General features: G+C 68.2%; 31 protein-coding genes and 1 tRNA gene. 18 read left to right on the top strand and 14 right to left on the bottom strand.

Translation table 11 applies throughout. From position 1 onward, the window contains the following. Window positions 1-54: 54 nt before the first annotated feature. From ACFYQ6_RS31330 to ACFYQ6_RS31310, 5 genes are all read right to left on the bottom strand, one after another. Window positions 55-609, bottom strand: a complete 555-nt coding sequence (locus ACFYQ6_RS31330; RefSeq protein ID WP_388766202.1) for a TIGR03086 family metal-binding protein — start codon at window positions 607-609, stop codon at window positions 55-57. Window positions 610-755: 146 nt separating this feature from the next. Then, window positions 756-1,259, bottom strand: coding sequence for a MarR family winged helix-turn-helix transcriptional regulator (locus ACFYQ6_RS31325; protein ID WP_388766200.1), 504 nt, complete (start codon window positions 1,257-1,259; stop codon window positions 756-758). A 209-nt stretch (window positions 1,260-1,468) separates the two neighbouring features. Further along, the gene (locus tag ACFYQ6_RS31320; protein WP_388766198.1) at window positions 1,469-2,041 is read right to left on the bottom strand and encodes an HNH endonuclease; all 573 of its coding nucleotides are present in this window, start codon (window positions 2,039-2,041) and stop codon (window positions 1,469-1,471) included. A 524-nt stretch (window positions 2,042-2,565) separates the two neighbouring features. After that, window positions 2,566-3,180: an NYN domain-containing protein gene (locus tag ACFYQ6_RS31315; RefSeq protein ID WP_388766196.1), complete on the bottom strand. Its 615-nt coding sequence runs from the start codon at window positions 3,178-3,180 to the stop codon at window positions 2,566-2,568. A gap of 174 nt (window positions 3,181-3,354) precedes the next feature. Then, window positions 3,355-4,296 (bottom strand): restriction endonuclease, encoded by a 942-nt coding sequence (locus ACFYQ6_RS31310; RefSeq protein ID WP_388766194.1) that lies wholly within the window; start codon window positions 4,294-4,296, stop codon window positions 3,355-3,357. A gap of 233 nt (window positions 4,297-4,529) precedes the next feature. On the opposite strand from ACFYQ6_RS31310, the gene ACFYQ6_RS31305 reads away from it, so the two are divergent. Next, on the top strand, window positions 4,530-5,129 hold the full coding sequence (locus ACFYQ6_RS31305; protein WP_388766192.1) for a hypothetical protein: 600 nt from the start codon (window positions 4,530-4,532) through the stop codon (window positions 5,127-5,129). 196 nt (window positions 5,130-5,325) lie between these two features. Here the strand turns inward: ACFYQ6_RS31305 and ACFYQ6_RS31300 are convergent, their stop codons facing one another. The 3 genes from ACFYQ6_RS31300 to ACFYQ6_RS31290 all read right to left on the bottom strand — a co-directional run bounded on the left by ACFYQ6_RS31300 (window position 5,326) and on the right by ACFYQ6_RS31290 (window position 7,744). Beyond that, a complete protein-coding gene (locus ACFYQ6_RS31300) occupies window positions 5,326-5,601 on the bottom strand; it encodes a hypothetical protein (RefSeq protein WP_388766190.1) in 276 nt (91 codons plus the stop codon). Window positions 5,602-6,416: 815 nt separating this feature from the next. Continuing rightward, window positions 6,417-6,974, bottom strand: a complete 558-nt coding sequence (locus tag ACFYQ6_RS31295) for a GNAT family N-acetyltransferase (protein ID WP_388766188.1) — start codon at window positions 6,972-6,974, stop codon at window positions 6,417-6,419. After that, window positions 6,971-7,744, bottom strand: a complete 774-nt coding sequence (locus ACFYQ6_RS31290; protein ID WP_388766186.1) for a GntR family transcriptional regulator — start codon at window positions 7,742-7,744, stop codon at window positions 6,971-6,973. Before ACFYQ6_RS31290 ends, ACFYQ6_RS31295 begins: the two co-directional genes overlap by 4 nt. 156 nt (window positions 7,745-7,900) lie before the next feature. On the opposite strand from ACFYQ6_RS31290, the gene ACFYQ6_RS31285 reads away from it, so the two are divergent. The 11 genes from ACFYQ6_RS31285 (at window position 7,901) to xerC (ending at window position 14,355) form a co-directional block, all read left to right on the top strand. Next, on the top strand, window positions 7,901-8,230 hold the full coding sequence (locus ACFYQ6_RS31285) for a hypothetical protein (RefSeq protein WP_388766184.1): 330 nt from the start codon (window positions 7,901-7,903) through the stop codon (window positions 8,228-8,230). Between the two features lie 2 nt (window positions 8,231-8,232). Further along, window positions 8,233-9,585 carry an FtsK/SpoIIIE domain-containing protein gene (locus ACFYQ6_RS31280; RefSeq protein WP_388766182.1) on the top strand — a complete coding sequence of 451 codons (1,353 nt, stop codon included), beginning with the start codon at window positions 8,233-8,235 and terminating at the stop codon, window positions 9,583-9,585. An 84-nt stretch (window positions 9,586-9,669) separates the two neighbouring features. Next, window positions 9,670-9,846: a hypothetical protein gene (locus ACFYQ6_RS31275; protein ID WP_388766179.1), complete on the top strand. Its 177-nt coding sequence runs from the start codon at window positions 9,670-9,672 to the stop codon at window positions 9,844-9,846. A 76-nt stretch (window positions 9,847-9,922) separates the two neighbouring features. After that, window positions 9,923-10,591, top strand: coding sequence for a DUF2637 domain-containing protein (locus ACFYQ6_RS31270; protein WP_388766176.1), 669 nt, complete (start codon window positions 9,923-9,925; stop codon window positions 10,589-10,591). Between the two features lie 20 nt (window positions 10,592-10,611). Then, the gene (locus ACFYQ6_RS31265; protein ID WP_386156877.1) at window positions 10,612-10,800 is read left to right on the top strand and encodes a mobile element transfer protein; all 189 of its coding nucleotides are present in this window, start codon (window positions 10,612-10,614) and stop codon (window positions 10,798-10,800) included. A 15-nt stretch (window positions 10,801-10,815) separates the two neighbouring features. Further along, entirely contained in the window at window positions 10,816-11,100 is a 285-nt protein-coding gene (locus ACFYQ6_RS31260) for a hypothetical protein (RefSeq protein ID WP_388766174.1), read from the top strand. Window positions 11,101-11,191: 91 nt separating this feature from the next. Beyond that, entirely contained in the window at window positions 11,192-11,374 is a 183-nt protein-coding gene (locus ACFYQ6_RS31255) for a hypothetical protein (RefSeq protein WP_388766171.1), read from the top strand. Window positions 11,375-11,379: 5 nt separating this feature from the next. Then, window positions 11,380-11,574 carry a hypothetical protein gene (locus ACFYQ6_RS31250; RefSeq protein WP_388766168.1) on the top strand — a complete coding sequence of 65 codons (195 nt, stop codon included), beginning with the start codon at window positions 11,380-11,382 and terminating at the stop codon, window positions 11,572-11,574. 2 nt (window positions 11,575-11,576) lie between these two features. Further along, window positions 11,577-12,977 carry a replication initiator protein RepSA gene (repSA, locus tag ACFYQ6_RS31245; protein WP_388766165.1) on the top strand — a complete coding sequence of 467 codons (1,401 nt, stop codon included), beginning with the start codon at window positions 11,577-11,579 and terminating at the stop codon, window positions 12,975-12,977. Further along, complete coding sequence (locus ACFYQ6_RS31240; protein ID WP_388766161.1) at window positions 12,971-13,192, top strand: helix-turn-helix domain-containing protein; 222 nt, start codon at window positions 12,971-12,973, stop codon at window positions 13,190-13,192. Before repSA ends, ACFYQ6_RS31240 begins: the two co-directional genes overlap by 7 nt. Next, window positions 13,189-14,355: a tyrosine recombinase XerC gene (gene xerC, locus ACFYQ6_RS31235; RefSeq protein ID WP_388766158.1), complete on the top strand. Its 1,167-nt coding sequence runs from the start codon at window positions 13,189-13,191 to the stop codon at window positions 14,353-14,355. Before ACFYQ6_RS31240 ends, xerC begins: the two co-directional genes overlap by 4 nt. 80 nt (window positions 14,356-14,435) lie before the next feature. Here the strand turns inward: xerC and ACFYQ6_RS31230 are convergent. After that, a tRNA-Pro gene (locus ACFYQ6_RS31230) sits at window positions 14,436-14,509 on the bottom strand. Between the two features lie 88 nt (window positions 14,510-14,597). Continuing rightward, window positions 14,598-15,536, bottom strand: a complete 939-nt coding sequence (locus ACFYQ6_RS31225; RefSeq protein WP_145809469.1) for a metallophosphoesterase — start codon at window positions 15,534-15,536, stop codon at window positions 14,598-14,600. A gap of 79 nt (window positions 15,537-15,615) precedes the next feature. Here ACFYQ6_RS31225 and ACFYQ6_RS31220 point away from each other — a divergent pair, with 79 nt between their 5' ends. Further along, a complete protein-coding gene (locus tag ACFYQ6_RS31220) occupies window positions 15,616-16,080 on the top strand; it encodes a GatB/YqeY domain-containing protein (RefSeq protein WP_073750322.1) in 465 nt (154 codons plus the stop codon). A gap of 145 nt (window positions 16,081-16,225) precedes the next feature. On the opposite strand, the gene ACFYQ6_RS31215 is transcribed toward ACFYQ6_RS31220, so the two are convergent. Continuing rightward, entirely contained in the window at window positions 16,226-18,451 is a 2,226-nt protein-coding gene (locus ACFYQ6_RS31215; RefSeq protein WP_361579684.1) for a transglycosylase domain-containing protein, read from the bottom strand. Between the two features lie 397 nt (window positions 18,452-18,848). Between ACFYQ6_RS31215 and ACFYQ6_RS31210 the strand changes: the two genes are divergently transcribed. Beyond that, window positions 18,849-19,226 carry a WhiB family transcriptional regulator gene (locus tag ACFYQ6_RS31210; RefSeq protein ID WP_361579682.1) on the top strand — a complete coding sequence of 126 codons (378 nt, stop codon included), beginning with the start codon at window positions 18,849-18,851 and terminating at the stop codon, window positions 19,224-19,226. Window positions 19,227-19,277: 51 nt separating this feature from the next. Here ACFYQ6_RS31210 and ACFYQ6_RS31205 read toward each other — a convergent pair whose 3' ends face one another. Next, window positions 19,278-20,786 (bottom strand): ArsA-related P-loop ATPase, encoded by a 1,509-nt coding sequence (locus ACFYQ6_RS31205; RefSeq protein ID WP_361579680.1) that lies wholly within the window; start codon window positions 20,784-20,786, stop codon window positions 19,278-19,280. Further along, window positions 20,783-21,817, bottom strand: a complete 1,035-nt coding sequence (locus ACFYQ6_RS31200; protein ID WP_388766154.1) for an ArsA family ATPase — start codon at window positions 21,815-21,817, stop codon at window positions 20,783-20,785. Before ACFYQ6_RS31200 ends, ACFYQ6_RS31205 begins: the two co-directional genes overlap by 4 nt. A 71-nt stretch (window positions 21,818-21,888) precedes the next feature. Between ACFYQ6_RS31200 and ACFYQ6_RS31195 the strand changes: the two genes are divergently transcribed. The 4 genes from ACFYQ6_RS31195 (at window position 21,889) to ACFYQ6_RS31180 (ending at window position 24,591) form a co-directional block, all read left to right on the top strand. Continuing rightward, complete coding sequence (locus tag ACFYQ6_RS31195; protein ID WP_019992579.1) at window positions 21,889-22,047, top strand: DUF4177 domain-containing protein; 159 nt, start codon at window positions 21,889-21,891, stop codon at window positions 22,045-22,047. Then, window positions 22,047-22,517, top strand: coding sequence for a RidA family protein (locus ACFYQ6_RS31190; RefSeq protein WP_031090861.1), 471 nt, complete (start codon window positions 22,047-22,049; stop codon window positions 22,515-22,517). The genes ACFYQ6_RS31195 and ACFYQ6_RS31190 overlap by 1 nt, the downstream gene beginning before the upstream one ends. A gap of 302 nt (window positions 22,518-22,819) precedes the next feature. Further along, complete coding sequence (locus ACFYQ6_RS31185; RefSeq protein ID WP_361579676.1) at window positions 22,820-23,764, top strand: NUDIX hydrolase; 945 nt, start codon at window positions 22,820-22,822, stop codon at window positions 23,762-23,764. Then, entirely contained in the window at window positions 23,761-24,591 is an 831-nt protein-coding gene (locus ACFYQ6_RS31180) for an MBL fold metallo-hydrolase (RefSeq protein ID WP_361579674.1), read from the top strand. The genes ACFYQ6_RS31185 and ACFYQ6_RS31180 overlap by 4 nt, the downstream gene beginning before the upstream one ends. A 122-nt stretch (window positions 24,592-24,713) precedes the next feature. Here ACFYQ6_RS31180 and ACFYQ6_RS31175 read toward each other — a convergent pair whose 3' ends face one another. Further along, window positions 24,714-25,388: a Crp/Fnr family transcriptional regulator gene (locus ACFYQ6_RS31175; RefSeq protein WP_014046869.1), complete on the bottom strand. Its 675-nt coding sequence runs from the start codon at window positions 25,386-25,388 to the stop codon at window positions 24,714-24,716. Between the last annotated feature and the right edge of the window lie 140 nt (window positions 25,389-25,528).

Below are 25,528 nucleotides of genomic sequence, written 5' to 3'. Positions count from 1 at the left end.
GGAGGGCGTAAGCCACCAGAGCAGGAGGGTCATCCGCACGATCGGAGATGTCGGCTATGGTCGTCGCCCGAACGAGTCGAGCAGCCGGATCTGTGGTGACGCGTCAGCAGGCAGCGTTCCACTCGGACCGGCGCCATACGCTCCGAAGGCAAGCATTTCGTCCAGGTGCGGCTCGACCGTGTTCAGCACGCCGACAACAGTCTGCGGATCAAGGGTCTCGTCGAGACGCGCGGCACGCAGGAGGTCCCACGCATGCACCACCAGGTCGACGAGACGGAATCGCAAGTAGGCAGCGACGGGAACATCTCCGTTCGGGCCCGCGACCTGTTGCTCGGGCGATGTCGCGAAGAACGCCTGTGCTTGGCGCTGTGCGGACTCACTCACGTCAGCGACTGGGTCATCGCCGACCTGCTTGGCTGCGAGCATGGCGTGGGCCTCGTCGCGCCCAACGCCTGCCAGGAGAAGTGCGGTGAAGCGGTTTCCCACCACCACGTGCTCAATCAATTCGCGTACCGAGATTCCCGACGGCGTCGGTTGCTCCGACGAGTCCGCGGGCAATTGGCGCACAACTCGTTCGAACTCTGCCGAAGCTGTGCTGATCAACTCCATGTGTTACAGGCTAGCGGCACGAGCCGCTCGTCCGGGAGGCGACCAACCCGAATTGCCTGCATCCCCCGGCAGGAGTCCACACAACTCCCGATGATCACGTGATGGCCGCACCCGTTCCCAGCCGGTTCCGTAACGAGATCGACAAATCAGAACGGATTTCCAGAAGTCCTGTCGCCCTCGACATTGATCACCATCTTGCGCAGCACCTTGAGCGCGGCCACGTACTCCTCGTCGCTGATGTCCTTGTGGACTACGGCGCGTACCTCGGTCGCCAGCTCACGGAGCCGAGCTCTGGCGGCCTCCCCGGCATCCGTGAGGTGCAGGCGCTGCCCATCATCGATCCGGAGCCATGCGCGGTGGAGCAACTGGTCGACGACCCTGGCGATCTCGTGCGGCCCGTCGGCAAGGTCCGTCAGCTGAGCGACGACTTCCTCACGGCTCGGCGCCGCAGGGCCTCCGTTCACGCGGTTAAGTACCCAGTACTGCGGCTGCGTGACGTCGATCTTGGCCAAGGCGTCACGCAGATGCCGGGTGACGGCCATCTGGGTCAGCCCGCACCAGTAGCCGACCGGCTGAGTGGCCAGCATGTCATCGGTCGCGGCCGGGTTCGCCGGCGCCTGGACAGTGGCGGTTCCGATCAGCGGTTCCATGATCGCGACGTTACATTCCCCCGGCGCGCTGAACCACCGGAATGCGCCATTCCCTGCCACTCGTCCTGTATACGCCCCGGAACCGCCGACCACCGTCATTCTCAGGGGCGCCCCAGCCTCACACGCCACCATTCCACGAGCCGACGCAGCGACTACCAACACCGCTCGCCCGCGCGCCAGCGGGTGGATCGCGAAACCGCACCGGAGTACTAGGAGGGCTGGGCCTCGCCAGGTCCCCAGGTGTCTCCCTTGCGGATGTTGCAGATCCAATGGGCTGCCTGCAGGTTCTCGGCTGTGTGCGCGCCGCTCTCCGTGACCGGCTGGATGTGGTCGAGGGTGGCGGACCACGGGTCGGGCCACTCAATGGAGGGGTTCATCGCGCGGTGGCACAGCTGGCATACCCATTGATCGCGTTCGTAGATGTCGAATTGGTCCACCTGGTCAGCGCCTGCGTTGAAAGTGCCGTAGCCGCGCATGCGGGCCTGGTAGCTGTTGCGGGCCCGGGTGGAGCGCCGCTGCTTTTCCGAGCGGGCGGCGTATGCCGGAGTCCAGAGGGTGGGTGTCGGTTCGGCGACGCAGACCCAGGCTTCCCAGTCGAAGGTCTTCCCGCCTTCGTCCACGTCACGGAAGATCTCGTTCTGCCAGTGCCACTGCCGGCCGTCTTCTCCCTCGAACGAAGTCTGCGGGACGAGGGGGTGTTCTTGGCCGGGCACCTTGGTCCACCACAGGATGCGGCCCGTGTAGGCCAGAAGCGCGCCGGTCTGCTGGTGGACCGCGACCATCGGCTCTGCGTGGGGCTCGGAGTTTGACGGACCAGCGCGACGAGCTCGTCAGCGCCCGGGGACGATGCGGTGGCGTACGTCGTGACGGAGTCGTGCCGCTCGATCACATCGCCTTCGATGGGGCTCAGCCCGCAGAACTCATAGGGGAAGTCGTCGTCGGCCGCCCTGGTGCCGAAGACAGAAGCGTAGGAGGCGTGCCTCCCGTGCCGGGCGATCGTCCGCTGGGAGAAGCCGACCAAGATCTTCTCCCAGATTTCTCCCAAACGATCTCCGGGAACGAGTCAGGGGCCTGATCCACTAAGTGGATCAGGCCCCTGACCTGGTGTTTCAGCTGTCGGGGTGGCGGGATTTGAACCCACGACCTCTTCGTCCCGAAGCAACTTGGAACGCTCACTGTCCTCGGGCTGCTACGGCCATCACCTGCACGGTTGGTCCGCTGACGTCCACGGTTGTTCGTGGTCGTGCGTCGCGGTTGTCACGCAGTTAGACACTCACCCCGCCGCATGCCGGGGGCCATCGGAGGCTTAGCCACTAGTGGTGTAGTCCGTGTCGTCACGAACCGTTTTGTAGATGTCCTCTCCCACCCAGTGGCAGTAGAGGTTCCTGCCCTTGATGGCGAGGCGTCGGCAGTGCTGGCCGTCGACTGACCATGCTGCGACCTCGGCTCGTGGCCTACCGCGGGAGGCCGTCAGCTCGGCCACATACTCAAGCGCAGGCTTGAGATCGGTGTCAGCCGACACCATGATCCCAACGTCAAATTCGCCCCGGGTGGCCATGACGGCAAAGTCCATGCTCAGCTGGACATCTATGCCCTTCTCCTGGGCTCGTTCCTGAGGCCATGCGGACGGGTAGCGCAAAGGGCGAGTGACGAGTTTGACGAGTGGGTTGCGCTCCCACTGGGCGTGCTGCCGCCGCGAGGCCCCGTAGGAGCCGGGCTGTCTGCTTGCGTCAGGCTGGCCACGATAGATGCGTACCTGATGCAGGTGGCGATCATAAGGGCTGTCTGCGGCCAGGTGCTGGGCGAGAGCAACAGGGTCGAACTGTCCCTTGTTCCACCCCTCCCAGCGCTCGTGGTAGAGCCTTCGGGCTTGCATGTAGGTGTTTTGGTAGTCGTAGAAGACGACGACGCGATCGCTCAAGGTCCCCCCACGAACGAATAATCCCCGCCAGTGCGGGCTAGGCCCGGACGGCGGGGAGGAGTAGTTAGAAGCTAACGCGTCGCACCGCAGATAGCAACCCGACAGCTCGCACCTTCTGTGACGGTCTCCATGGGTGAGATGAGTGCGCCAAGAGTCGCTCGGGATGTGAGCGCTCTACTGCGGAAGCGCCTTGGGGTTGGTGCTGGTGAAACCCTTGCCCTCAGGCCAGATGACGGCGCAGTCCTGCGTCTTGGCCAGGGCCAGGAGGTCTTCCCGCGGTTCGGAGGGGAGCAGGATGGCGCGGATGGTGTGGTCGACGAACCTGCTGTAGTCCGCGAGCTGGCCGATGGCCATGCGGATGTTCTCGCGGGTGACGCTGCCCTTGGCCTCGATCAGGAGTCCGAGTCCCTTGGCGTGGAGATCGGTGAAGAGGGGGCGGCTTTCACCGGGGGGCAGGATGCGCTGCCGGCCGGACTGGTGGCCGTTGCTGGTCAGGTAGTCGGCGAACGCCTTGACCAGGCGGGCTTCCTTGCGGTCGGCCTCGTAGGGCTCCTGGTTCGGGTTGACGAACGTGGTCTCGCTCTCGTTCCTCTCCAGGGGGAGTTCGTCCACCTGGTTGGGGTGCGAGACGAGCAGCCGGCCGAGCTTGGTGGCGGGTTCCTGGGGTGCGGTGTCTACCGGGTTGAGCCGGAAGACGATGACCTTGCGGAGAGGGCCGTCGTTGGTCTCGGGGGCGTCCGCGGAGTACCAGGGGTTCTCCTGGTCGACGGTGAACTTGCCGCGGTAGGTGACCGTTCCGCGGGCGCCCTGGAATACGCGGAGCGCACGTCCTTCGGCCTGGTGGTTCAGGATGCTGGCGTTGCCGGAGATCATCCGCTGGTCGCCGTACTGGCCTTCGCCGCTGTAGTGGAAGCGGCCGTCCGGCATCCAGTCGTCGTAGTAGCCGTGCTTCTCGCCGGCGACGGGGTCCGTGAAGACGAAGACGTTGGGCGTCTTGGCCGACGGCCCGATGCCTCCCTGCGTCCGCCCCCCGAACTTGCTGTGCAGCGCCTTGCGTTCGATCTGATCGCCGGGCTTGAGCTGCCACTCCACGGTGTCCGATGCCGTCTCGCTCATGGGCCTCCTTCGGGAGCTGCCGTACCTCACAGTGAGATGCGATCGTAAGAATCATGAACGCATGCGAATCGGATGTCAAATTTCCGCATCCGATTCCCGCCTACGGATCCACTGTACGCCGGCTCTGTGCATAGATGCGCCCCTATGTGCACTACCGCGCTGAGGTCTGGGTCGGGACGGTGGGCGCGGTGCTGCTTTGGCGGGCGAGATGCTCGGGGGAAGGGCGGTAGGCGATGAACGTGGTAACTCCGTGGGCCAAGGAGACATTCGGGGAGGTGGCGGGGGCTCTGGCTCACGCCATACCGGCGTGCCTGACACGAGCCCACGAGCGGGCACGGAACGGTCACCAAGGCGTGCACACCCAAACGCTGGAGGCGTACGGACACGGTCTCCACGCCGTGCAGTACGAGGAGCTCGCCGCCGGCCTCGAACATCTCCCCGGCGCGACCGCGGTCCGCCTCCAGGCCCGAACCGTCATGATTGTCGCGGGCAGCGTGGTCTACCCGATCCGCTACGCCAAGACGGACGTACCTGTCACCGCGGCGAGACTCCGACGAGCCACGGGCCTACGTGCTGACCTCATTCGACGCCACGGGCCAGAACCTATGCAGGGAGAGCTGGACCTCGGGCTTGAGGAACTCGAAGAATCCGAAGCCCACCGGGACCTCGGTCAGCTCCCTCCGGAAGTTGGCCTGGTCCTCGTCGCCTACGCCTGTTCCATGAACGCCGGCGTGATGCGATTGGAGTGGGGCGCCGCCGAGCTGCGCCGAGAAGATCGATACCTCATCTGGCATCACCACGAGCCCCTGATAACCGGTCCGGCAATGCCTTAACGGCTGAGTCAAACCAAATGGGGCGCCACCCTGAAAACGAGCGGCGCCCCATCCGGGCTACTAGAGCCTCATCCTTATCAGGTCGGTTCAACCCTTGCAGGGGGCCTGATCAACATGGACTACGACCAGCCAGTGCCGGTTCGTGTATCCGCTGCCGATCGCGTGGAGTCGCGGCTGTTGGTGTCAGCAGTTGATGTCATTCGATCGTCCGGGGCTGGACACCCGTGAAGACGCTGGTGCACGTCGTCGCGAATCGATCGCTGATCACCAGCACGAGGACGAGCACGATCAGAGCCACGATGAACCATGTGGCCTGCCTCAGCACGCTCGTCAGGCTGTCGCCGTTAATGACGCAGGCCAAAACGAAGGCCGCTGCGAACAGCGGTTCTTTGCGGCTGTCAGTGCGGCGTGCGACAGTACGGAGAAGGTGGGCGCCATTGAGTGCCGCCCCACCGAGATCCGGGATGAACATGTTTCCTCCGGGTTCTTGAAGGGCACGCCCGACGCATCTTCCCCAAGAGGCGGGCGTGCCCTTCGGTTTGGTGCTCCTACGCTATGGCACGGCACCGACAAACCGTGACGCCGGCCGAGTTGCCGTTCTGGACGTTGTGGTTGTTGTTCACCTCGAACTCCGGCGCGGGCGTGGATTCCGCGACCACATCGCGTAATGCCCTGACCAGCCGCGATACCCGGGCTCCTCGATGCCATATCACATAGGTACGACAACTGACGGCCCAACATCCCTGCAAACCCGATGTCTCATGGCCTTATATTCCGACTGTGGGGTTTTTGTCGCGTGACCAGGATCACGTGATTATTGAGCCGCGCGTCCGACATGTCCCATCCACCACTCACCCCGGCTCCCATCCCGTCCGCCTTCGACCCACACACCGTGGAGCGGGCGTGGTTCAGGGCGTCAAGGTGGAGCGCGCCACTGTACGAACGACCTTGACGCCCTGGGCCGCGACTGCTCGGCTCTGCCTGGGTCGAAGGTGGTCGGGATGGGAGCCCCACAACGCTCGCCAAGCTCCGGCCGGCACTCGCGAACGGCGCCCCTCTCATCCCGGTGCCGTAGCGCCCCCGCCGGAGGCATGTCTTGAAGCTGCGGGCTTGGTTCTCGTCTCATGCCCAACGGGCCTATCCACTGCGGGCGCGCGTCGGCGGCGGCAGCGCCGAGCGGGCCGAAGGCAGGAGCGCGGGCGCAGCCAGAGCCGGGAAGCGCGCCCGGCGGAGCGGAGCGCAGCCGGGTGCCTTGATGAGGTAGAGAAACCTGTAACAGCTCAGCGTTCAAAGGGCTGCGGGACTTGGCGTCTGGTCCTCGAATCCGTGCTGAGCTGGGGACGCGAGGCGCTGAGCAAGCCAGCCTGAGACACGTGGGCCGCCGTTGATGGCGCCACCCTCTCGCACAGTCCGAACGTGCTCAAAGTCGTGTTTCAGGTAGTAGCGCTGTAGTGCAGTGTTGTTGGTCCACGCGTCAAGGCGAAGCCACTTGGCCGATGCTCGGTATGCGCGATCTCCCGCCCAATCGAGGAGCCTGCCTCCAAGATCCTCACCGGCGTAGTCGCGGGACACCGTCAGCTTGTTGACGAAGATAGACGCCTCCCTCAACTCCTCCGGAGCCCACAATCCCTCTTCCGCCTCCGGCGTGAGCGTGATGGTCCCAGCGGTGCGCTTCCCGTCCCGGAGCATGAAAACGGTCCCGGCCTCGATGGTCGCCAACAGGCGATCTGCGGGATACGGGCGGCTCCACTGGTCACTCCCCAGTCTGCTGATCCAGGCCGCGGCCTCTACTCGGAAGGCCAAGAGCTGGTCCAGGTCGCTCGGTACGGCGGTCGTGATTCTCACTGAGGGTCGTTCTCGTTTCGGGCGGACAGGTCGCCGATTTCGTAGGTCATCCGGTTCAGGTCTCCCCGGAACGTGGTGATGGTGCAGCGCACGGGGCGCTCGGAGGAGTAGCCGGTTCGCGTCCACAGGAGAACGGGAACGCCCGCCCCGATCTCCAGGAGCCGGGCTTCGTCGGGCGTCGGCATCCTCGTCGCGATTTCGTCGGCGTACCCGATCTGCTCGATGTCGAGGCTCGCGAGGTACCGAGTCGTTCCCTCCGCGATATCGCCCGGCTCAGTCAACCGAGGGGCCTTCTCGACCAGCCAATCGGGATAGTGCGTGGCCTGGGTGGACCAAGGGACATCGTCAACGAACCGGTGGCAGAACCGGAGCACGGCCCGGGACCCTGCTTCGACTTCCAGCCGCGAGGCCACGGATTCGGATGCGGTGGTTAGCTCGACTCGGAACGTTTGGTGAGGGCGGCGGCCGGCGTTTGTGACGTCGGTGGAGTACGCGTCACCGGCCTGCGGGAAGCTCAGGTTCTCGAACCGCGACGCGTTCAGTTCGAAGACTTCGTGCTTGCGGACCTCGTACCCGAGTCCCTGGCTAGAGGTGATCAAACCTTCGCTGACCAGCATGCTCAGGCCGGAGCGAACAGTGTTTCTGGACGCGTCGAAACGAGTCGAGAGCTCACTCTCCGAGGGGAGCTTTGCGCCGGGTCCGTAGGCGCCGCTGTCGATCTCACGACGTAGTGCGTCGGCCACCTGTCGGTACTTCGGCTGCTTGCTCATGACCCCATCATGACGCACTCGGTCAACTTGTTGGTACATGTTCGCGTGAAGTGCTTGACGACTCACGCTCGGTGCTGCAATCTCTAGGTATCAGCTTGTACCAACAAGTTGAGCAAGAGGTCCAAGAGGTATGGACCGTGCATCTAGGAGACTGCTATGCCGTCGTTCAAGATCGATCTTTCGTCCGCTGTCGTGTTCGTTGCGACGCCCCCGACTCCGAAGCTCGTGAGCAAGCAGACCGGTGAGATCGCGATGGACCGGGAGACCGGTGCGCCGCTCGCGACGGTGGGTCTGCTGATCTCGGATGAGGGGGAGGGCAACCTCTACCAGGTGACGGTGCCGAGCACGGGTGTCCCGGAGAACCTGACGCCGGGGACGCCGGTCACGGTGATCGGGCTCAAGGCCCGTGACTGGGAGAACACGTTCAACGGTCAGACCCGGCACGGGATCAGCTTCCGCGCGGTGGCCATCACGGCGGGTGCCTGACCATGTCGGACCTGTCCACGGTGATCGAGGTGGCGGGGGCCTTATCGGCTGCCGGCGGTCTCGGCTATGCGAAGGTTCGCGCGCCTCGCGTGTTCTGGTCGCTGGCCGGCCTGCCGGTCGCCCGGGTCCGCTTCGCCGCCACGTACCGCTCGACGATGGATGTGTGCGGGCTGACGGTTCAGCCGTCCCGCCTGCGGGCGTTCATGGTCCGCAACGTGGCCCGTCGCCCCGACGTTCAGCCGGTCCCGCCGAAGGTTCGCCGGGTCCGCGGTTCCGCCACCGGCATGCGGGTCACCCTCCGCCTCCCGGCCGGCCTGGAGCCCGCCGACGTTGCCGCTGCTTCGGAACGTCTTCGGCACGCTTGGGGCGTCCACTCCGTGCATGTCGTGGAGATCAAGCCGGGCTTCGTCGAACTCCGTATGACGGGGTACGACGTGCTGCGTCGGGTGAAGATGCCGCGCCGCCTGTCCCGGAAGGTCGCCTCGGGTCCGTTGGTGGTGCCGGTGGCCTTGAGGGAGGACGGGACCGCGTTCGTACGCGACTACCAGAAGATCCCGCACAGCTTGACCCTGGGCGCGAACCAGTCGGGCAAGTCGATGTTTCAGCGCAACCTGATCACCGGTCTCGCCAAGCTCCCGGTCGGCCTGGTCGGGATCGACTGCAAGCGCGGAGTCGAGCAACGCGGCTACGCACCCCGCCTCTCGGCCCTCGCCATCACCCCGGACGAAGCAGCAGACCTCCTCGAAGTCCTCGTGCGGGAGATGGAAGAGCGCTTCGACACCCTGAGTGCCCACGGCGTCTCAGACCTCTGGGACCTGCCGGTCAAGGCTCGCCCGGTGCCGCTGGTGGTGCTGGTGGACGAGGTGGCGGAACTCTTCCTCGTCGCCGTGAAGAAGGACGAGGAACGCCGGGACCGCATGGTCATGCACCTGGTGCGCCTCGCGCAGATGGCCCGTGCGGTCGGGATCTATCTGGAGATCTGCGGGCAGCGCTTCGGCTCGGAACTCGGCAAGGGCGCCACCATGCTCCGCGCTCAGCTCACCGGCCGCGTGGTCCACCGCGTCAACGATAAGCAGACCGCCGACATGGGCCTGGGCGACATCGCCCCCGATGCGGTCTTCGCTGTCACCACGATCCCGCCGGATCGCCCCGGGGTGGCCGTGGCCGGCGATTCCTCCGGCGGCTGGTCCCGCATCCGCACCCCCGAACTGAGCGCCGCCGACGCCGTGGCCATCTGCCACGAATATGCGCACATGACCCCCGACGTCTCGGCTCTGGCCCCGTTCCGCCCGGTCGTCCGTACCGCCCCAGGATCGGCTTCGCCGCTGGTTCAGCCGCGGCCGGTCACCGAGTAACACCCCCGCACTCCCGGTTGGCGTGACCGTCTCGCGCCAGGTCCCTACCCCGCCCATGCCCGGAACCGGAAGGAACCCAGCGTCATGGCCACACGGACCACCAAGCCCACGAAGCCCCCCGAGCCGGATATCTGCAAGCCCTGTGGCGGGACCGGAAACGTCCCCACCACGGTGCGCGTCGGCCGCAAGCGCCGCCCGGTCGGCCAGCAGGACGGCCTCTGCCTCAACTGCCTCGGCTCCGGCACCGACCCCGACGCCTGACCCTTCGCCCCGGGTGCCGGGCGGTGACCACCACATCCCGCCCGCCTCCCGGCCACCCCCGAAAGGAGGTGACCTGATGTCCCGCAAGCTCCGCCTCGACGCCGTGCTGATCCAAGCCGTCATTGCCGGCGCGCTGTCCTTCTCCCATCTGCATGACCTTGCCGAAGCGGCCGGGCAGGACGGTTGGAAGGCATGGGCCTACCCGATCAGCGTGGACCTGCTCCTTGTCGCCGCATGGCGCCGCATGCGCACCCACGCCGACAACCGCGCCGCCTGGATCTGGTTCGTCATCGCCCTCGCTGCCTCACTGGGCGCGAACATCGCCACCGCCGGACTCCTCGATCTCGAAGAGGTCCCGGCCTGGCTGCGCATCCTGGTCGCCGGCTGGCCCGCTCTCGCCTTCCTCGGCGGCACCCTCCTCGCCCACACACCCACCACACCGGAGCCCGTGGGCCCGACCGCTGCACCACTGGCTGCCCCGGACCCCGAACCGGCCCCGGACGTCACGGTCGAGCGGGCCCCCGAGCCAGCCCCGGAACTCCCGGCCGCTCCTGCCCCATCCGCGGCTCCTGCTCCGGCGACCCTGCCGGCTGTGGCTGTTCCTCCGGCCTTGCTCGATCACGCCCGGAAGGTCGCGGACACGCATCACGCGACGACCGGTGCCCGGATCGACTCGGCCACGCTCCGCGCTCGCCTCGGCGTCCCGCCCCTGCTGGCCGACGCCATCAATGCCCAACTCACCTGACTAGACAAGGAGGTTTCCCCATGGCCCGCCCGAACCGCTTCACCAACGTCATCCGCATAGGCCCGGTCCAGGTCGGAACGCACTACGACGGCCGGGGTCGCACCAAGCACACCGCGGCCTGCACCGCCCCCGGTTGCAACTTCTCCGCCGACTACCACGGCCGCCCGGCTGCCGAGCTCGCCGCCCGCACCCACCGCTGCAACCCCTGACAGGAGGTGAAACCCGTGCGCTACCCCGAGGACCAGATCAACGCCGGTCACATCCCGGCTGACCTACTCGGCCAGCTCCCGCCCGGCACCGAACCGAAGCAGATCGTCATCGTTCAGGCCGCGCCTCGCAACTACACCGGCCCCATCGTGCTGGCCATCACGGTCGCCGGCGGTATCGCCCTGATCATCCTGATGGTCGCCGTGACCCTGCACGTGTTCGCCGCCGCGACGGTCGCTGTTCTCTCGGCCACGGGCGGCGTGGGCCTCACGCTCAAGCGCTCCTCGCACCGCAGCAAGTAGCCCCCGGGGCGGCCTCGGTCGCCAAACTTCCGCCGCCCCGGGCGCCTTTCCCACCTTCCAGATCTAGCTGACCCGAAAGGGAGACCCCATCATGCCCGAGAACCCCGCGCCCCGGCCGATCTGCGCCTACTGCGACGGCTTCCCCACCGTCGCCATCACCACTGGCCAGACCACCTCCACCGGGCACCGGCAGACCATCACCGCGGACTGCCCCGCCTGCCGCGGTACCGGCCACACCCACCTCGCCCGCGCCCACGCCCGGATCGGGGCGTGATCGTCATGTCCGATCTGACCCCCACCCCGGAACGCCCCGGTCTGCACGTAAGCAAGCCGTCCCCCAACACCCCCGCCACCGGATCCGCGGTGTGCCGCTGCGGCGCCTCTGCCACCGCCACGGGCGACAGCCAGGTACGTGCGCTGGTCGAGGGCTGGACCGCCAACCACGGCCCCGCCCACAACCGAACGGGCCGCTGACCATGACCAACACCGCCACCGCGGCGGGCCTGGACCCGGCCACCCTCGCCGACGTGCTGAGGGTGGCCGGGTCCACCGGCTTCGACCGCTGGACCGAACAGATCCGCCGCACCGGAGGATGCGCACAGCCCATCCACCTCACCGGCGCCACCAAGACCACCGACCGGGCAACCGGCACCCTGCTCCACCACTACACGACCGACACCGAGCCTGGCGGACGCTTACGGATCGCCTGCGGCAACCGCCGCGCCTCCCGCTGCCCCGCCTGCGCCTGGACCTACGCCGGCGACACCTACCACCTCATCCGCGCCGGCCTCACCGGAGACCCCGACAAAGGCACCCCGCACACCATCCGCGACCACCCCCGCGTCTTCGCCACCCTCACGGCCCCCTCGTTCGGCCCGGTCCACAACCGGCCCGGAAACCGGCCCTGCCGCTGCGGCACCCACCACCCGGAAACCGCCCCCGAACTCGGCACCCCGCTCGATGTGGCCACCTACGACTACGCCGGCGCGGTGCTGTGGAACAACCACGCCTCCGACCTCTGGCGCTACTTCACGATCTACCTCCGCCGCGAAATCGCCCGCCGAGCCGGCCTCACCCAGAAAGCCGCCCGCGAAGAAGCACGGCTGTCCTTCGGGAAGGTCGCGGAGTACCAAAAACGCGGAGCCGTCCACTTCCACGCCGTGATCCGCTTCGACGGACCCGAAGGCCCCGACTCACCGCCCCCGGCCTGGGCCACCCTCGACCTCCTCGACGACGCCATCCGCGCGGCTGCCGCCCGAGTCGAAGTCACCGTCCCGGCCAACCCTGCTGCCGGAATCGCCAACGACTGGGTGCTCCGCTGGGGCGCTCAGATCGACGTCCAGCCGATCGGCGCCTTCGGCAACGGTGAGGACCTCACCGAACAGGCCGTGGCCTCCTACGTCGCCAAGTACGCCACCAAAGCGGCCGAGACGACCGGCACCGTCGATCACCGCATCGGCAACAAAGAAGCCCTCGTGCTGCTCGATGTCCCGGAACACCCACGGCGCCTGATCGAAACATGCCTCGACCTCCACCACGCCTACCCCGAACGCAAGCTCCGCGACTGGGCCCACATGCTCGGCTTCCGCGGCCACTTCTCCACCAAATCCCGCCGCTACTCCACCACCCTCGGCGCCCTTCGTCAGGTCCGCGCCGACTACCGCGCCGCACAGCAACGCGAAGCCCTCGGACTGCCCGACCCGGACGACCACCCCGAAGCCACCACGCTCACACTCGCGCACTGGACCTACGCCGGCCACGGCCACACCCCCGGCGAATCCTGGCTCGCCGCCAACATCCACCGCGACATCCAACACAACCGCGATACCGCCCGCGAACACCGTGCCGAACTGATCACTGCCGAGGAGGAATGGTGACCGTACTCGATGTCCGGACTGCCGAGATCGCCCCTGTCCTCTACCGGATCCCCGACGCCGTGCAAGCTTTGGGACTGAGCCGAAGCGTGGTCTACGACCTGATCCGCGCTGGGCGCCTCCGAACCGTGAAAGAGGGTCGCACGCGCCTGGTTCCTGCTTCCGCGATCGATGAGTACGTGGCCCTCCTGGAGCGAGAAGCCGGGGTAGCACGATGACCAAACGACGTAGCCGCGGAGACGGCGGGCTGCACTGGGACGAGAAGAGGCAGCGGTGGATCGCCACGGCGAACCTCGGCTTTGATCCGAGCGGTAAGCGCCTTGTCCGGCGGGGGAGTGGCAAGACCAAGACGGAGGCGAAGAACAAGCTCAAGGAAGTGTTGCGGGACTACGAAGACGGCCTCGCCATCGCTCCCACGAACTACACAGTCACCGATGCTGTGAACGACTGGCTTGCGTACGGCTTGGCGGGCAGGGACCAACGCACGATCGAGAACTGCACCTCGTTGAGCCAGCAGCACGTCGTCCCTGCGCTCGGTGCCCGGAAACTGCGTGATCTGAGCGCTGAAGACGTAGACCGCTGGTTGGCTGCCAAGTCCAGAGTTCTCAGCACTCGTACGCTTCAGGCGGTCCACTCCTGTCTGAATCGTTCGGTCAAGCGCGCCATGGCCCGGGACAAGGTCAAACGAAACGTCGTCGAGCTATGCGCGGTACCGCAGGGCCAGGCAGGGCGTCCGTCCAAGGCGCTGACCTTCGTGCAGGCCGGGGCAGTGCTGAAGGCCGCTGCGGGCACCTCGATGCACGCCTACATCGTTGTCGCCTTGCTTACTGGCGCTCGTACCGAGGAACTGCGGGCTCTGACCTGGGACCACGTGTTTCTGAAGAGCCAGCCGAACGCCGAGCCGCCTCAGCCCCCGCATATCGCCGTATGGCGTTCGGTCCGGCGCGGCGGGGACACGAAGACTCGGAAATCTCGGCGGACGCTGGCTCTGCCGGCGCGATGCGTTGAAGCTCTCTGGCAGCACTTTGAAGACCAGGGCTGGGATCGGCTTGCCGCGGGTGATGGCTGGGAGGAACATGGGCTGGTCTTCGCGTCGGCAGTCGGTAAGCCTCTCGACTCGACCAATGTCCGGCGTTCCTTCCGGCAGGCGCTCAAGGCGGCCGAAGGCGTAGATGCCGACGACTGGACCCCCAGGGAGCTCCGGCACAGCTTCGTGTCCCTGCTGTCCGACCGTGGTGTCCCGCTGGAGGAGATCTCCCGGCTCGTCGGGCACTCCGGTACGGCCGTGACCGAAGAGGTCTACCGGAAGCAGATCCGCCCCGTGATCCAGACCGGGGCCGTGGTCATGGATGGCATCTTCAAGGGCGATCACGAGCGGTAGTCACGCAGAACTACACGCAGCAACGGCAGAGGGCCCAGTGACACTTACACACTGGGCCCTCTGACCTGCTATTTCAGCTGTCGGGGTGGCGGGATTTGAACCCACGACCTCTTCGTCCCGAACGAAGCGCGCTGCCAAGCTGCGCTACACCCCGATGTCCACCGATTGTCCCGGCGACATCGATTACTTTAGCCCACCCGCGCCCGGAGGCGAAATCCGGTTTGTGTGCACGGCCGGGGACCTCAGTCCCGGGGCGTCAGCGTCAGCAGCGTGGCCTCCGGCGGGCAGGCGAAGCGGACCGGGGTGTAGCGGTTGGTCCCGCAGCCCGCCGAGACGTGGAGGTAGGAGCGGCGGTCGCCGACCGTGTGGCCGGAGAGGCCCTTCACCCGGTCCGTGTCCAGGTCGCAGTTGGTGACGAGGGCGCCGTAGAAGGGGATGCAGAGCTGGCCGCCGTGGGTGTGGCCCGCCAGGATCAGCGGGTAGCCGTCCGCGGTGAAGGCGTCCAGGGAGCGCAGGTAGGGGGCGTGGACCACGCCGATCGAGAGGTCCGCGCCCGTCTCGGGGCCGCCGGCGACCTCGGCGTAACGGTCACGCTTGATGTGCGGGTCGTCCAGGCCCGTGAAGGCGATCTCCAGGCCGTCGGCCTTGATCCGGCCCCGGGTGTTGCTGAGGTTGAGCCAGCCGGCCTCGTCGAACGCGTCGCGCATCGGCTCCCACGGGTTGTGGACGACGCCGACCGCCGGCGCGTTCCCGTTGAGGCCGTGCTTGCCCTGCATCTTCTCCATGAGATAGCGGGCGGGGTTGCGGAGCTTGGGGCCGTAGTAGTCGTTGGAGCCGAAGACGTAGACGCCGGGGAACTCCATCAGTGGGCCGAGCGCGTCGAGCAGCTCCGGCACCGCCTCCGGGTCGGAAAGGTTGTCGCCCGTGTTCACCACGAAGTCGGGCCGCAGGCCGGCCAGCGACTGGAGCCAGGCCCGCTTCTTGCGCTGGCCGCTCACCATGTGGATGTCGGAGACCTGGAGCACGCGCAACGGGCGTGCCCCGTGCGGGAGTACGGGGACGGCGATCCGGCGGAGGCGGAACGAGCGTGCCTCGAATCCGGCCGCGTACACGAGGCCCGCGGCGCCCACCGCTGCGCCGACTGCCGTGACTTTCAGGGGTACTCCGTAGCGTGCGCGCATGCGCCCATCGTCGCAGACACAGTGCCACGGGACGAAAACAGGCGGGCGGCGAGTGCCCGGTACCTGTCACAATCTCCGCATGACCACGCTCAAGTCCAAGCTCAAGGAAGACCTCACCACGGCCATGAAGGCGCGTGACGAGCTCACCTCGTCCACCCTCCGGCTCACCCTCACCGCGATCACCAAGGAAGAGGTCAGCGGCAAGACGTCGCGCGAGCTCTCCGACGACGAGGTGCAGAAGGTGATCGCCAAGGAGGCGAAGAAGCGCCGTGAGGCGGCCGAGGCCTTCGCACAGGGCGGCCGGACCGAGCAGGCCGAGCGGGAGAAGGCAGAGGGTGAGCTGCTCGACGCCTACCTGCCCAAGCAGCTCTCCGACGACGAGCTGAACGCGATCGTCGCGCAGGCCGTCGAGGAGGCGAAGGCCTCCGGCGCCGAGGGCCCGAGGGCGATGGGCGCCGTGATGAAGATCGTCAGCCCCAAGGTGGCCGGGCTCGCCGAGGGTGGCCGGGTGGCCGCGACGGTGAAGAAGCTGCTCGCGGGCTGAGTCGGCTCGGCGTGACGTCGCGGGCCGAGAGGCCCGGCGAACCCCGCGGGCCGAGTGACCCGCGTACGAATGAGGAGGGGCACCCCCGGCCGGGGGTGCCCCTCCTCATTCACGCGTCATGACCTCGCCCGGCGAACCGGAGGGCTCAGCGGCCGTTCCCGCCGCGCGGGCCGCCGTCGTTGCCGCCGATGATGCCCGGCGGCAGGGTGATGCCGCCGATGGGGTCGGCACCGGGCTTGTCGCCGCCGGTGTCCTCGTCGCGGCCCTCGCCGGGCCTCTTGTCCTTCTCCTTCTCCTTGGCGCGCGGCACCGAGATCGGGTTGAAGGACGGGGTCTCCGAGGCGTTCAGCGCGCCGGTCATCGCGGTCTTCCAGATGGGACCGGGCAGACAGCCACCGCAGACCTTGTCGTAGTACTGACCACCGATGGTGATGTCGTACATCTTGGTGGTCTTCTCGCCGACATCGTCGCCGACCCAGACCGCGGTGGAGAGGTTCGGGGTGTAGCCGACGAACCAGGCGTCGAGGCGGTCGTTGGTCGTACCGGTCTTGCCCGCGTTGTCCCGGTCGGTGAGCCCGGCCAGCGTGCCGGTGCCGTCCTCGACCACACCCTTCAGCATCTGGCTGATCGTGTCGGCCGTCGTCTCGCTCATCGCGCGGGAGCACTCGGTCTTCGGTACGCCGACCTTCTTGTCGTTGGCGTCGGTGATCGACTCGATGGCGATGGGCGAGCAGTACGTACCCCGGTTGGCGAACGCGGCGTACACCGAGGCCATCGAGAGCGGCGTACTGACCTCACCGCCGAGGGTGATCGAGGCGTGCTCCTCGATCTCCTTGCCGTCGCCCCGCTCGTAGCCGACCTTCTTCGCCATCTCGACCGTCTCGCAGAGCCCGGTCTTCTGCTCCAGCTTGGCGAAGTAGGTGTTGATGGACTTGCCGAGCGCGCTGGTCATGTCCCAGCTGCCCTTCTCCGACTCCATCTCGTTCTGCAGGTCCCAGTTGGAGCTGCCGGTCGGAGACCCCGCACAGTTGCGGAAGGAGTTCAGCGGAAGCGAGATCTTCCAGTCCGTGGCGTAGCTCTGGGCCGGGCTGATGCCCTTCTCCAGGGCCGCGGCGGCGGTGATGGGCTTGAAGGTCGAGCCGACCTGGAAGCCGTAGGTGCTGCCGCCCATCTTGTTGCTGACGGCGAGGTTGATCATCGTCTCGTGCTTCTTCTGGTCCAGTCCGTACGGCCGGGACTGTCCCATCGAGAGGATCTTGCCGGTGCCGGGCTCGACCTGGACGACCGAGGCCGCGACCTTGTCGTCCTTGTAGACCTTCGACGTCGCGGCCTCGTCGGCCGCCTGCTGCGCACGCGGCGACAGCGTGGTCTTGATGGTGAGACCGCCGAGGTTCCAGAGCTTGGAGCGCTCCTCCTCGGTCTTCCCGAAGGCCGGGTCCGTGAGGATCGTCTTGCGCACGTAGTCGCAGAAGAAACCGGCGCCGCTGACGGCGGTGATGCAGCCGTTCTTGGGCTTGCTGACCTTCAGGGCGAGAGGGGAGGCGATGGCCTTGTCGGCTTCGGCCTGCGAGATGCTGCCCACGGCCGCCATCCGCGCGAGCACGGTGTTGCGACGCTTGGTCGCCTCCTCCGCGTCGTTGACCGGGTCGTAGCGGGTCGGCGACTGGACGAGGCCGGCCAGCATCGCCGCCTCCTCCAGTTTCAGGTCCTTGGCGTGCTTGGAGAAGTAGCGCTGCGACGCGGCTTCGATGCCGTAGGCCTGCTGCCCGAAGAACGTGATGTTGAGGTAGTTCTCCAGGATCTTCTTCTTGCCGAGCTCCTCCTCGACCTGGATCGCGTACTTCAGCTCGCGGACCTTGCGGCCCAGCGTCTGCTGCGTGGCTTCCGCGACCTTGTCGGGGTCGTCGCCCGCCTCCTCGACGAAGACGTTCTTCACGTACTGCTGGGTGAGTGTGGAGGCGCCCTGGGCCGCGCCGCCCTCCTGCACGTTCCGGTTCATCGCGCGCAGGATGCCCTTGAGGTCCACCGCGCCGTGCTCGTAGAAGCGCGAGTCCTCGATCGCGATGATCGCGTCCTGCATGTACGGGGAGATGTCCTTGAGCGGCACGACGGTGCGGTCGCGCGAGTAGACCGTGGCGAGCGCCCCGCCCTCGCTGTCCAGGATCGTCGTCCGCTGGCTCAGCGGCGGGGTCTTGAGGTTGGAAGGGATCTCGTCGAATCCCTCGACCGTCCCCTTGGCCGCGAGCCCCAGCGCGCCGGCGGCCGGCAGCGCGATGCCTGCCAGCACAGCTCCGGACAGCGCGGCGACACCGAGGAACTTGGCGGCCTGCTGGGTCGTCGTAAGACCCCCGCCTGAGCGCTTCTTTGGCATGGGGGCAGCCTACGTTCTCATTCGCCGGACACGCGTACAGGCCTTGGCCTAAGCTGCTCTCAACTGTCACAGCAGTCCGATTTTGTAGCAAGCCCTCTGCGTGGTCCGAATGGAATCCAGCCAGGCATCAAGGCGCCCCCGAATTCGCCCGTCGTGTCGCTGAATGTCCGTTACGGCTCGGGTATTCTGTCCCGATTCTCTCGGGATAGTCCCGCATGTCCATGCGTCACTCCTCTGGGTGATCTCCCGCGCACGCATAGTCCGTTCGGGCCATTCAAGATTGGGCCCGAAGGGGGTGTTGTGCTGTCGCCACCTTCCGTAACGTCCTCAACTGGCAGCGGTGAATATGCCTCTGCCGCCGTGGGGGAGCCTCGATTCGGGAGAGGACGGCGCCAGGATGGGCTGGGTAACCGACTGGAGTGCGCAGGCAGCCTGCCGCACTACCGATCCGGATGAACTGTTCGTACAAGGGGCAGCGCAGAACAGGGCCAAGGCGGTGTGCACCGGATGCCCGGTGCGGACCGAGTGCCTGGCCGACGCGCTGGACAATCGCGTCGAGTTCGGCGTGTGGGGCGGAATGACGGAGCGGGAGCGCCGAGCGCTGCTGCGCCGCCGTCCGACCGTCACGTCCTGGCGCCGCCTGCTGGAGACCGCACGCAGTGAGTACGAGCGGTCCACAGGTCTGCTGCCCGCAGCGGTGGGCCTGGACGACGATCTGCACGACGACGGACTGCACGACGACGAACTGCACGAGAGGTTCGCCGCCGTGGGGTGATGCCCGGGGTGTGCCCCCGTGGGGCCGCCCGTGAGGGCGCCTGCACTCGTCCTACGCAGCTCCGGCCGGAGCTGAACCGGTCGCGAGCCGCTCCCCGACGGCCCTGAGGCCTGAGAGGTCGTGCACGTCACCGGGCAGCGCGGCCACCTCGGTCACGGGAACCTCGGGGTGAAGCGTGGTGAAGCGGTCACGCGTGTGCTGCTCACGCGCGACGACCTGCATCCGCTCGGCATGCAGCCGCAGCAGCCCTGCGGCCAGCTGCTCGACGCTCACGGCGTCCTCGGCGGAGGTGTCGTGCCTGCGTGCTTGCGTGTGGGTGGATGGCTCGGACGGGTCAGACGACTTCCGGCCACGCGCCTCGGGGGTGGGCGGTGTCCGGGTGCCCGACGTCGGTTCGTGCCGGGGCGGCTCGTGCTGTGCCGACGCGTGCTGCGTCGGCGCGAGGTCGTGCGGCTCATGTGGGTGCGGTGCGCGGTCGTGCGGCTCGTGGGCGTGCGGGTGCGGCTCGGTGCTCTGCTCGGGGGAGAGCGGCGACTCCGGGGCTTCGGGAGAGCTGGCGGCCACCGGGTCCGCCGGGTCACCAAGGCCAGCCTTCCCGGTCGCCTGATCCACAATGCCGATGCCCTCAAGATTTTCTGCGGCCGTCTGCGCCCGCTCCGCCGAGAGCCGTGCGGCCTCGCTGCCGTGCACCCGGTTGAGGACCAGGCCCGCAAGCGGCATCTCCTCGGCGGCCAGGCGTTCCACGAAGTAGGCGGCCTCGCGAAGCGCGTCCCGCTCGGGCGTCGCCACGACGAGGAACGCCGTCCCCGGAGCCTGGAGCAGCTTGTACGTCGCGTCGGCCCGCGTACGGAATCCGCCGAACATGGAGTCCATCGCCGCGACGAAGGTCTGTACGTCGCGCAGGAACTGCCCGCCCAGCAGCTTGCCGAGCGTGCCGGTCATCATCGACATGCCGACGTTCAGGAACTTCATCCCCGCCCGTCCGCCGATCTTCGCCGGAGCGATCAGCACCCGGATGAACTTCCCGTCCAGGAAGGAGCCGAGACGTTTCGGCGCGTCCAGGAAGTCCAGGGCGGAGCGGGACGGAGGGGTGTCGACGATGATCAGGTCCCACTCGTCGCGCGCCCTCAGCTGCCCGAGCTTCTCCATCGCCATGTATTCCTGCGTGCCCGCGAACCCGGCCGACAGCGACTGGTAGAAGGGGTTCTCCAGGATCGCGCGGGCCCGCTCGGCGTCCGTGTGCGCCTCGACCGTCTCGTCGAAGGTGCGCTTCATGTCGAGCATCATGGCGTGCAGTTCGCCGTCGCCCGCGATGCCGTCGACCCTGCGGGGGACGTTGTCGAGGCGGTCGATGCCCATGGACTGGGCGAGCCGGCGGGCCGGGTCGATGGTGAGGACGACGACCTTGCGCCCGCGTTCGGCGGCCCGTACACCGAGAGCCGCGGCGGTTGTCGTCTTGCCCACGCCGCCTGATCCGCAGCACACGACGATACGGATCTCCGGGTCGTCCAGGAGCGCGTCCGTGTCCAGCCCCGGTGCGATCTCCGTGCTCAGCGTCATGATCCCGCCCCTCGTCCGGAGCCGCGGCGCTCCTCGCCCCGGGGCGTCCGCCCCGCCTCGTCCGCGGTCTCGTCGCCCACACCCTGCTTACGGAACCCCTCCGCCAGCTCGTACAGAGCGGGCAGGCTCACCCCCTCGCCCATCAGCGGGAGCTCGGCCGTGGGCAGTCCCAGCCCGGCCAGCACCGCCCGCTGCTCACGCTCCAGGCCGACGCGCTGCGCGTGCTCGGCCGCCTGTTCCAGCAGGGGGCGTACGAGCCCCGCGGAACCGGTCACGCCCGCCCGGGTGAGCGTCTTCGCGAGCTCCTTGCGGCGGGTCCCCGACGCCGTACGCAGCGCGTCCTCGTCCAGCAGATGGGGCCTCACCATGTTGACCACGATCCTGCCCACGGGGAGTTCGGCGGCCCGCAGCTCCGCGATGCCGTCGGCCGTCTCCTGGACCGGCATCTCCTCCAGAAGCGTCACCAGGTGGACGGCGGTCTCGGGGGACTTCAGGACCCGCATGACGGCCTGCGCCTGATTGTGTATCGGGCCGATCCTCGCCAGGCCCGCCACCTCGTCGTTCACGTTGAGGAAGCGGGTGATCCGGCCGGTGGGAGGCGCGTCCATGATCACGTGGTCGTAGACGAACCTGCCCTGCTTGTCCTTGCGGCGTACGGCCTCGCAGGCCTTGCCGGTCAGCAGGACGTCCCGTACGCCGGGGGCGATCGTGGTGGCGAAGTCGATAGCGCCGAGTTTCTTGAGCGCCCGGCCGGCGCTGCCCAGCTTGTAGAACATCTGGAGGTAGTCGAGGAGCGCGCGCTCGGCGTCGATCGCCAGAGCGTGGACCTCGCCACCACCCGGCGCCACCGCGATCCTGCGCTCCTCGTAGGGGAGCGCCTCCGACTCGAAGAGCTGGGCGATGCCCTGTCTGCCCTCGACCTCGACGAGGAGGGTGCGCCTGCCCTCGGTCGCGAGGGCGAGCGCGAGTGCGGCGGCGACCGTGGTCTTACCGGTCCCGCCCTTGCCGCTGACGACCTGGAACCTGCTCACGTCTTCGAGCCTAACCAGTCGGCAGGCAGGCTACGCACGAGGCCGCCTGTGCCAGGCATTACAGTCGGCTCATGACCAAGTGGGAATACGCGACCGTGCCCCTTCTCGTGCACGCGACCAAGCAGATTCTGGACACCTGGGGCGAGGACGGCTGGGAGCTGGTCCAGGTCGTTCCCGGCCCGAACAACCCCGAGCAGCTCGTGGCCTACCTGAAGCGGGAGAAGCCGTAGTGGCGGGCGCCGTCGAGGCGAAGCTCGCCGAACTCGGCCTGGCGCTCCCGGACGTCGTACCGCCGCTGGCCTCCTACCAGCCGGCCGTGCGGTCCGGGGTGTACGTCTACACCTCCGGGCAGCTCCCGATGGTGGACGGCAAGCTCGCGGTGACCGGCAAGGTCGGCGCCGAGGTGACGCCGGACGAGGCCAAGGAGCTGGCCAAGACCTGTGCGCTGAACGCCCTGGCGGCCGTGAAGTCGGTCGCCGGCGATCTCGACCGGATCGCCCGCGTCGTGAAGGTGGTGGGCTTCGTCGCCTCCGCCTCGGACTTCACCGGGCAGCCGGGCGTGATCAACGGCGCGAGCGAACTGCTCGGCGCCGTCCTGGGCGACAAGGGCGTGCACGCCCGCAGCGCCGTGGGCGTCGCGGTACTGCCGCTGGACGCCCCGGTGGAGGTCGAGGTCCAGGTCGAGCTCGTCGACGCCTGATCCCGTACACCCCCGATCCCGCCCGGTCCCGCGACCGGGCGGGATCACGCGTGTTCGGGCCATGCCTCACCCGGGTGACAGGACTGCGCGTAGGGGCTTGGCCTCGGCCCCGTGACAGGACTGCGTGTACGGGTGTGGCCTCGCCCCCGTGACAGGACTGCGTGTACGGACGTTGCCTCGGCCCATGAGCAGGACTGCGCGTACGGACGTGGCCTCGGCCGCCTGACAGGACTGCGTGTACGGGGAAGGCATCCGTGTCCGAGGCCCTCGAACATCGGCGCGGTTCCGGATAGCCTCCGGCCATGTCCAACGGTCAGTGGTACCCACCGGAATGGCCCGCCCGGATCAGGGCCCTCGCCAGCGGCGAGCTGACGGCCGTGGTCCCCAGGAGAGCGGCCACGGTGATGCTGCTCCGGGACGCACCACCGGGCGCCGGCACCACGGGCCCCTCCGTCCACATGCTGCGCAGGCGCACCTCCATGGCGTTTGCCGGGGGCGCGTACGCCTATCCGGGTGGCGGGGTCGACCCGCGCGACGACGACCACCTCGTGGGGTGGGCGGGACCCTCCCTGGAGAGCTGGGCCACGCGCCTGGGCGTGGACACCGCGGCCGAGGCACAGGCCGTGGTCTGTGCGGCGGTCCGCGAGACGTACGAGGAAGCCGGCGTCCTGCTTGCCGGTCCGACCGCCCACACCGTCGTGAGCGACACCACGGGCGCCGACTGGGAGGCCGACCGCGAGGCCCTCGTCGCCCGGGAGCTGTCCTTCGCCGGCTTCCTGGAACGCAGGGGCCTGATCCTGCGCTCCGACCTGCTGGCGGCGTGGGCGCGCTGGATCACCCCGGCCTTCGAACCCCGGCGCTACGACACCTGGTTCTTCGTGGCCGTCCTCCCGGAAGGCCAGCGCACCCGGAACGCCTCCACCGAAGCCGACCGGACCGTCTGGATCCGCCCGGGCGACGCCGCCGACGGCTACGACCGGGGCGAACTGCTGATGATGCCGCCCACCGTGGCCACCCTGCGGGCGCTGACGCCGTACGGGACGGCCGGGGAGGCGCTGAAGGCAGCCGATTCCCAGAACCTGGCTCCCGTGCTGGCAGAAGCCCGCATGGAGGGTGACGAGCTGGTGCTGAGCTGGCCGGGACACGAGGAGTTCACCAAACACGTAGCGCCGGGCGGTTCCGCCCCTGTCGGCGACACGGGCGGTTCCGCCCCCGCCGGCGGCACGAAGGACGGTGACCCCGCATGAGCGACGCCGCAGCACTGCCGGGCCAGCCGCGCGGTGGCGTCCTCTCCGGGCCGGCCACCGCCCGTACGGTCAATGTCCTGGCCCCCAACGCCTCGGCGATGACCCTGGACGGCACGAACACCTGGATCGTCGCCGAACCGGACTCCGACCTCGCCGTCGTGATCGATCCCGGGCCGCTCGACGACACGCATCTGCGAGCCGTCGTCGACACCGTGGAGCGGGCGGGCAGGCGCGTCGCACTCACCCTGCTGACACATGGCCACCCCGACCACGCGGAGGGGGCCGCCCGTTTCGCCGAGCTCACGCGTACGCACGTGCGCGCCCTCGACCCCGCGCTACGGCTGGGGGAGGAGGGCCTCGCGTCCGGCGACGTGATCACCACGGGTGGGCTCGAACTCAGGGTCGTGCCCACCCCCGGGCACACCGCCGACTCGCTCTCCTTCCACCTGCCCGCCGACCGCGCGGTGCTGACGGGCGACACCATCCTGGGGCGCGGCACCACCCTCGTCGCGCACCCGGACGGACGGCTCGGCGACTACCTGGACACGCTGCGCCGGCTGCGCTCGCTGACGGTCGACGACGGCGTGCACACGGTCCTCCCGGGCCACGGGCCGGTGCTGGAGGACGCGCAGGGCGCGGTCGAGTTCTACCTCGCCCACCGCGCGAGCCGGCTGGCGCAGGTCGAGACGGCCGTGGAGGCGGGCCACGGGACGCCGGCCGAGGTCGTCGCCGCGGTGTACGCGGACGTGGACCGTTCCCTGTGGCCGGCCGCGGAGCTGTCGGTGCGCGCCCAGATGGAGTACCTGACCGAGCACGGCCTGATCTGATCCGGGCGCTCCCGGCCGCCACCATGCCGAAGGGCCCCACCGCGCGGTGGGGCCCTTCGGCATGTGCGCGTGCCCCGCTTACCGGCCCGGCTGCCCCGGGCGGCGGCGTACGGGCGGAGGCGTCAGCGGGAGCGCTTCGCCAGGCGCTCCACGTCCAGCAGGATCACGGCGCGCGCCTCGAGGCGCAGCCAGCCGCGGCCCGCGAAGTCGGCGAGCGCCTTGTTGACCGTTTCGCGGGAAGCGCCGACCAGCTGGGCCAGCTCCTCCTGGGTCAGGTCGTGCACGACGTGGATGCCCTCCTCCGACTGCACGCCGAAGCGGCGGGACAGGTCGAGGAGCGCACGGGCGACGCGGCCCGGCACATCGGAGAAGACCAGGTCGGACATCTGGTCGTTCGTCTTGCGCAGCCTGCGGGCGACGGCGCGCAGCAGCGCGGTGGCCACCTCGGGCCGGGCGTTCAGCCAGGGCTGGAGGTCTCCGTGGCCGAGGCCGAGAAGCTTGACCTCGGTGAGCGCCGTCGCGGTCGCGGTGCGGGGGCCCGGGTCGAAGAGCGACAGCTCCCCGATCAGCTCGCCGGGGCCGAGGACGGCCAGCATGTTCTCCCGCCCGTCGGGTGAGGTGCGGTGGAGCTTCACCTTGCCCTCGGTGACCACGTACAGGCGGTCGCCCGGGTCGCCCTCGTGGAACAGCGCGTCGCCGCGTGCGAGGGTCACCTCACTCATCGAGGCGCGGAGCTCCGCGGCCTGCTCATCATCGAGCGCCGCGAAAAGCGGGGCGCGCCGCAGAACGTCGTCCACGAGTTCTCTCCTTGTCGGCCTGTTCAGGGAAGCGTGGTTTCCATGATGCCGGACGGTAAAACAGTGCGATCGATCACAAACCAGTTTGACGCACGGGCGTGCCGGACCCTACGGCAGGGGGCCGATTGGGCGTGGATGCG

The organism is Streptomyces sp. NPDC005494 (assembly GCF_042872025.1).
In the GTDB taxonomy this organism is placed as follows: Bacteria; Actinomycetota; Actinomycetes; order Streptomycetales; family Streptomycetaceae; genus Streptomyces.
This window is presented reverse-complemented; position numbering and strand designations above follow the sequence as displayed.

What these genes read in the sequence shown, in the direction of transcription:
- ACFYQ6_RS31330 (WP_388766202.1), bottom strand. Translation starts at nt 609, where the DNA reads ATGGAGTTGATCAGCACAGCTTCGGCAGAGTTCGAACGAGTTGTGCGC.
- ACFYQ6_RS31325 (WP_388766200.1), bottom strand. Translation starts at nt 1,259, where the DNA reads ATGGAACCGCTGATCGGAACCGCCACTGTCCAGGCGCCGGCGAACCCG.
- ACFYQ6_RS31320 (WP_388766198.1), bottom strand. Translation starts at nt 2,041, where the DNA reads ATGGTCGCGGTCCACCAGCAGACCGGCGCGCTTCTGGCCTACACGGGC.
- ACFYQ6_RS31310 (WP_388766194.1), bottom strand. Translation starts at nt 4,296, where the DNA reads ATGAGCGAGACGGCATCGGACACCGTGGAGTGGCAGCTCAAGCCCGGC.
- ACFYQ6_RS31305 (WP_388766192.1), top strand. Translation starts at nt 4,530, where the DNA reads ATGAACGTGGTAACTCCGTGGGCCAAGGAGACATTCGGGGAGGTGGCG.
- ACFYQ6_RS31300 (WP_388766190.1), bottom strand. Translation starts at nt 5,601, where the DNA reads ATGTTCATCCCGGATCTCGGTGGGGCGGCACTCAATGGCGCCCACCTT.
- ACFYQ6_RS31290 (WP_388766186.1), bottom strand. Translation starts at nt 7,744, where the DNA reads ATGAGCAAGCAGCCGAAGTACCGACAGGTGGCCGACGCACTACGTCGT.
- ACFYQ6_RS31285 (WP_388766184.1), top strand. Translation starts at nt 7,901, where the DNA reads ATGCCGTCGTTCAAGATCGATCTTTCGTCCGCTGTCGTGTTCGTTGCG.
- ACFYQ6_RS31280 (WP_388766182.1), top strand. Translation starts at nt 8,233, where the DNA reads ATGTCGGACCTGTCCACGGTGATCGAGGTGGCGGGGGCCTTATCGGCT.
- ACFYQ6_RS31275 (WP_388766179.1), top strand. Translation starts at nt 9,670, where the DNA reads ATGGCCACACGGACCACCAAGCCCACGAAGCCCCCCGAGCCGGATATC.
- ACFYQ6_RS31270 (WP_388766176.1), top strand. Translation starts at nt 9,923, where the DNA reads ATGTCCCGCAAGCTCCGCCTCGACGCCGTGCTGATCCAAGCCGTCATT.
- ACFYQ6_RS31265 (WP_386156877.1), top strand. Translation starts at nt 10,612, where the DNA reads ATGGCCCGCCCGAACCGCTTCACCAACGTCATCCGCATAGGCCCGGTC.
- ACFYQ6_RS31255 (WP_388766171.1), top strand. Translation starts at nt 11,192, where the DNA reads ATGCCCGAGAACCCCGCGCCCCGGCCGATCTGCGCCTACTGCGACGGC.
- ACFYQ6_RS31250 (WP_388766168.1), top strand. Translation starts at nt 11,380, where the DNA reads ATGTCCGATCTGACCCCCACCCCGGAACGCCCCGGTCTGCACGTAAGC.
- repSA (WP_388766165.1), top strand. Translation starts at nt 11,577, where the DNA reads ATGACCAACACCGCCACCGCGGCGGGCCTGGACCCGGCCACCCTCGCC.
- ACFYQ6_RS31240 (WP_388766161.1), top strand. Translation starts at nt 12,971, where the DNA reads ATGGTGACCGTACTCGATGTCCGGACTGCCGAGATCGCCCCTGTCCTC.
- xerC (WP_388766158.1), top strand. Translation starts at nt 13,189, where the DNA reads ATGACCAAACGACGTAGCCGCGGAGACGGCGGGCTGCACTGGGACGAG.
- ACFYQ6_RS31225 (WP_145809469.1), bottom strand. Translation starts at nt 15,536, where the DNA reads ATGCGCGCACGCTACGGAGTACCCCTGAAAGTCACGGCAGTCGGCGCA.
- ACFYQ6_RS31220 (WP_073750322.1), top strand. Translation starts at nt 15,616, where the DNA reads ATGACCACGCTCAAGTCCAAGCTCAAGGAAGACCTCACCACGGCCATG.
- ACFYQ6_RS31215 (WP_361579684.1), bottom strand. Translation starts at nt 18,451, where the DNA reads ATGCCAAAGAAGCGCTCAGGCGGGGGTCTTACGACGACCCAGCAGGCC.
- ACFYQ6_RS31210 (WP_361579682.1), top strand. Translation starts at nt 18,849, where the DNA reads ATGGGCTGGGTAACCGACTGGAGTGCGCAGGCAGCCTGCCGCACTACC.
- ACFYQ6_RS31205 (WP_361579680.1), bottom strand. Translation starts at nt 20,786, where the DNA reads ATGACGCTGAGCACGGAGATCGCACCGGGGCTGGACACGGACGCGCTC.
- ACFYQ6_RS31195 (WP_019992579.1), top strand. Translation starts at nt 21,889, where the DNA reads ATGACCAAGTGGGAATACGCGACCGTGCCCCTTCTCGTGCACGCGACC.
- ACFYQ6_RS31185 (WP_361579676.1), top strand. Translation starts at nt 22,820, where the DNA reads ATGTCCAACGGTCAGTGGTACCCACCGGAATGGCCCGCCCGGATCAGG.
- ACFYQ6_RS31180 (WP_361579674.1), top strand. Translation starts at nt 23,761, where the DNA reads ATGAGCGACGCCGCAGCACTGCCGGGCCAGCCGCGCGGTGGCGTCCTC.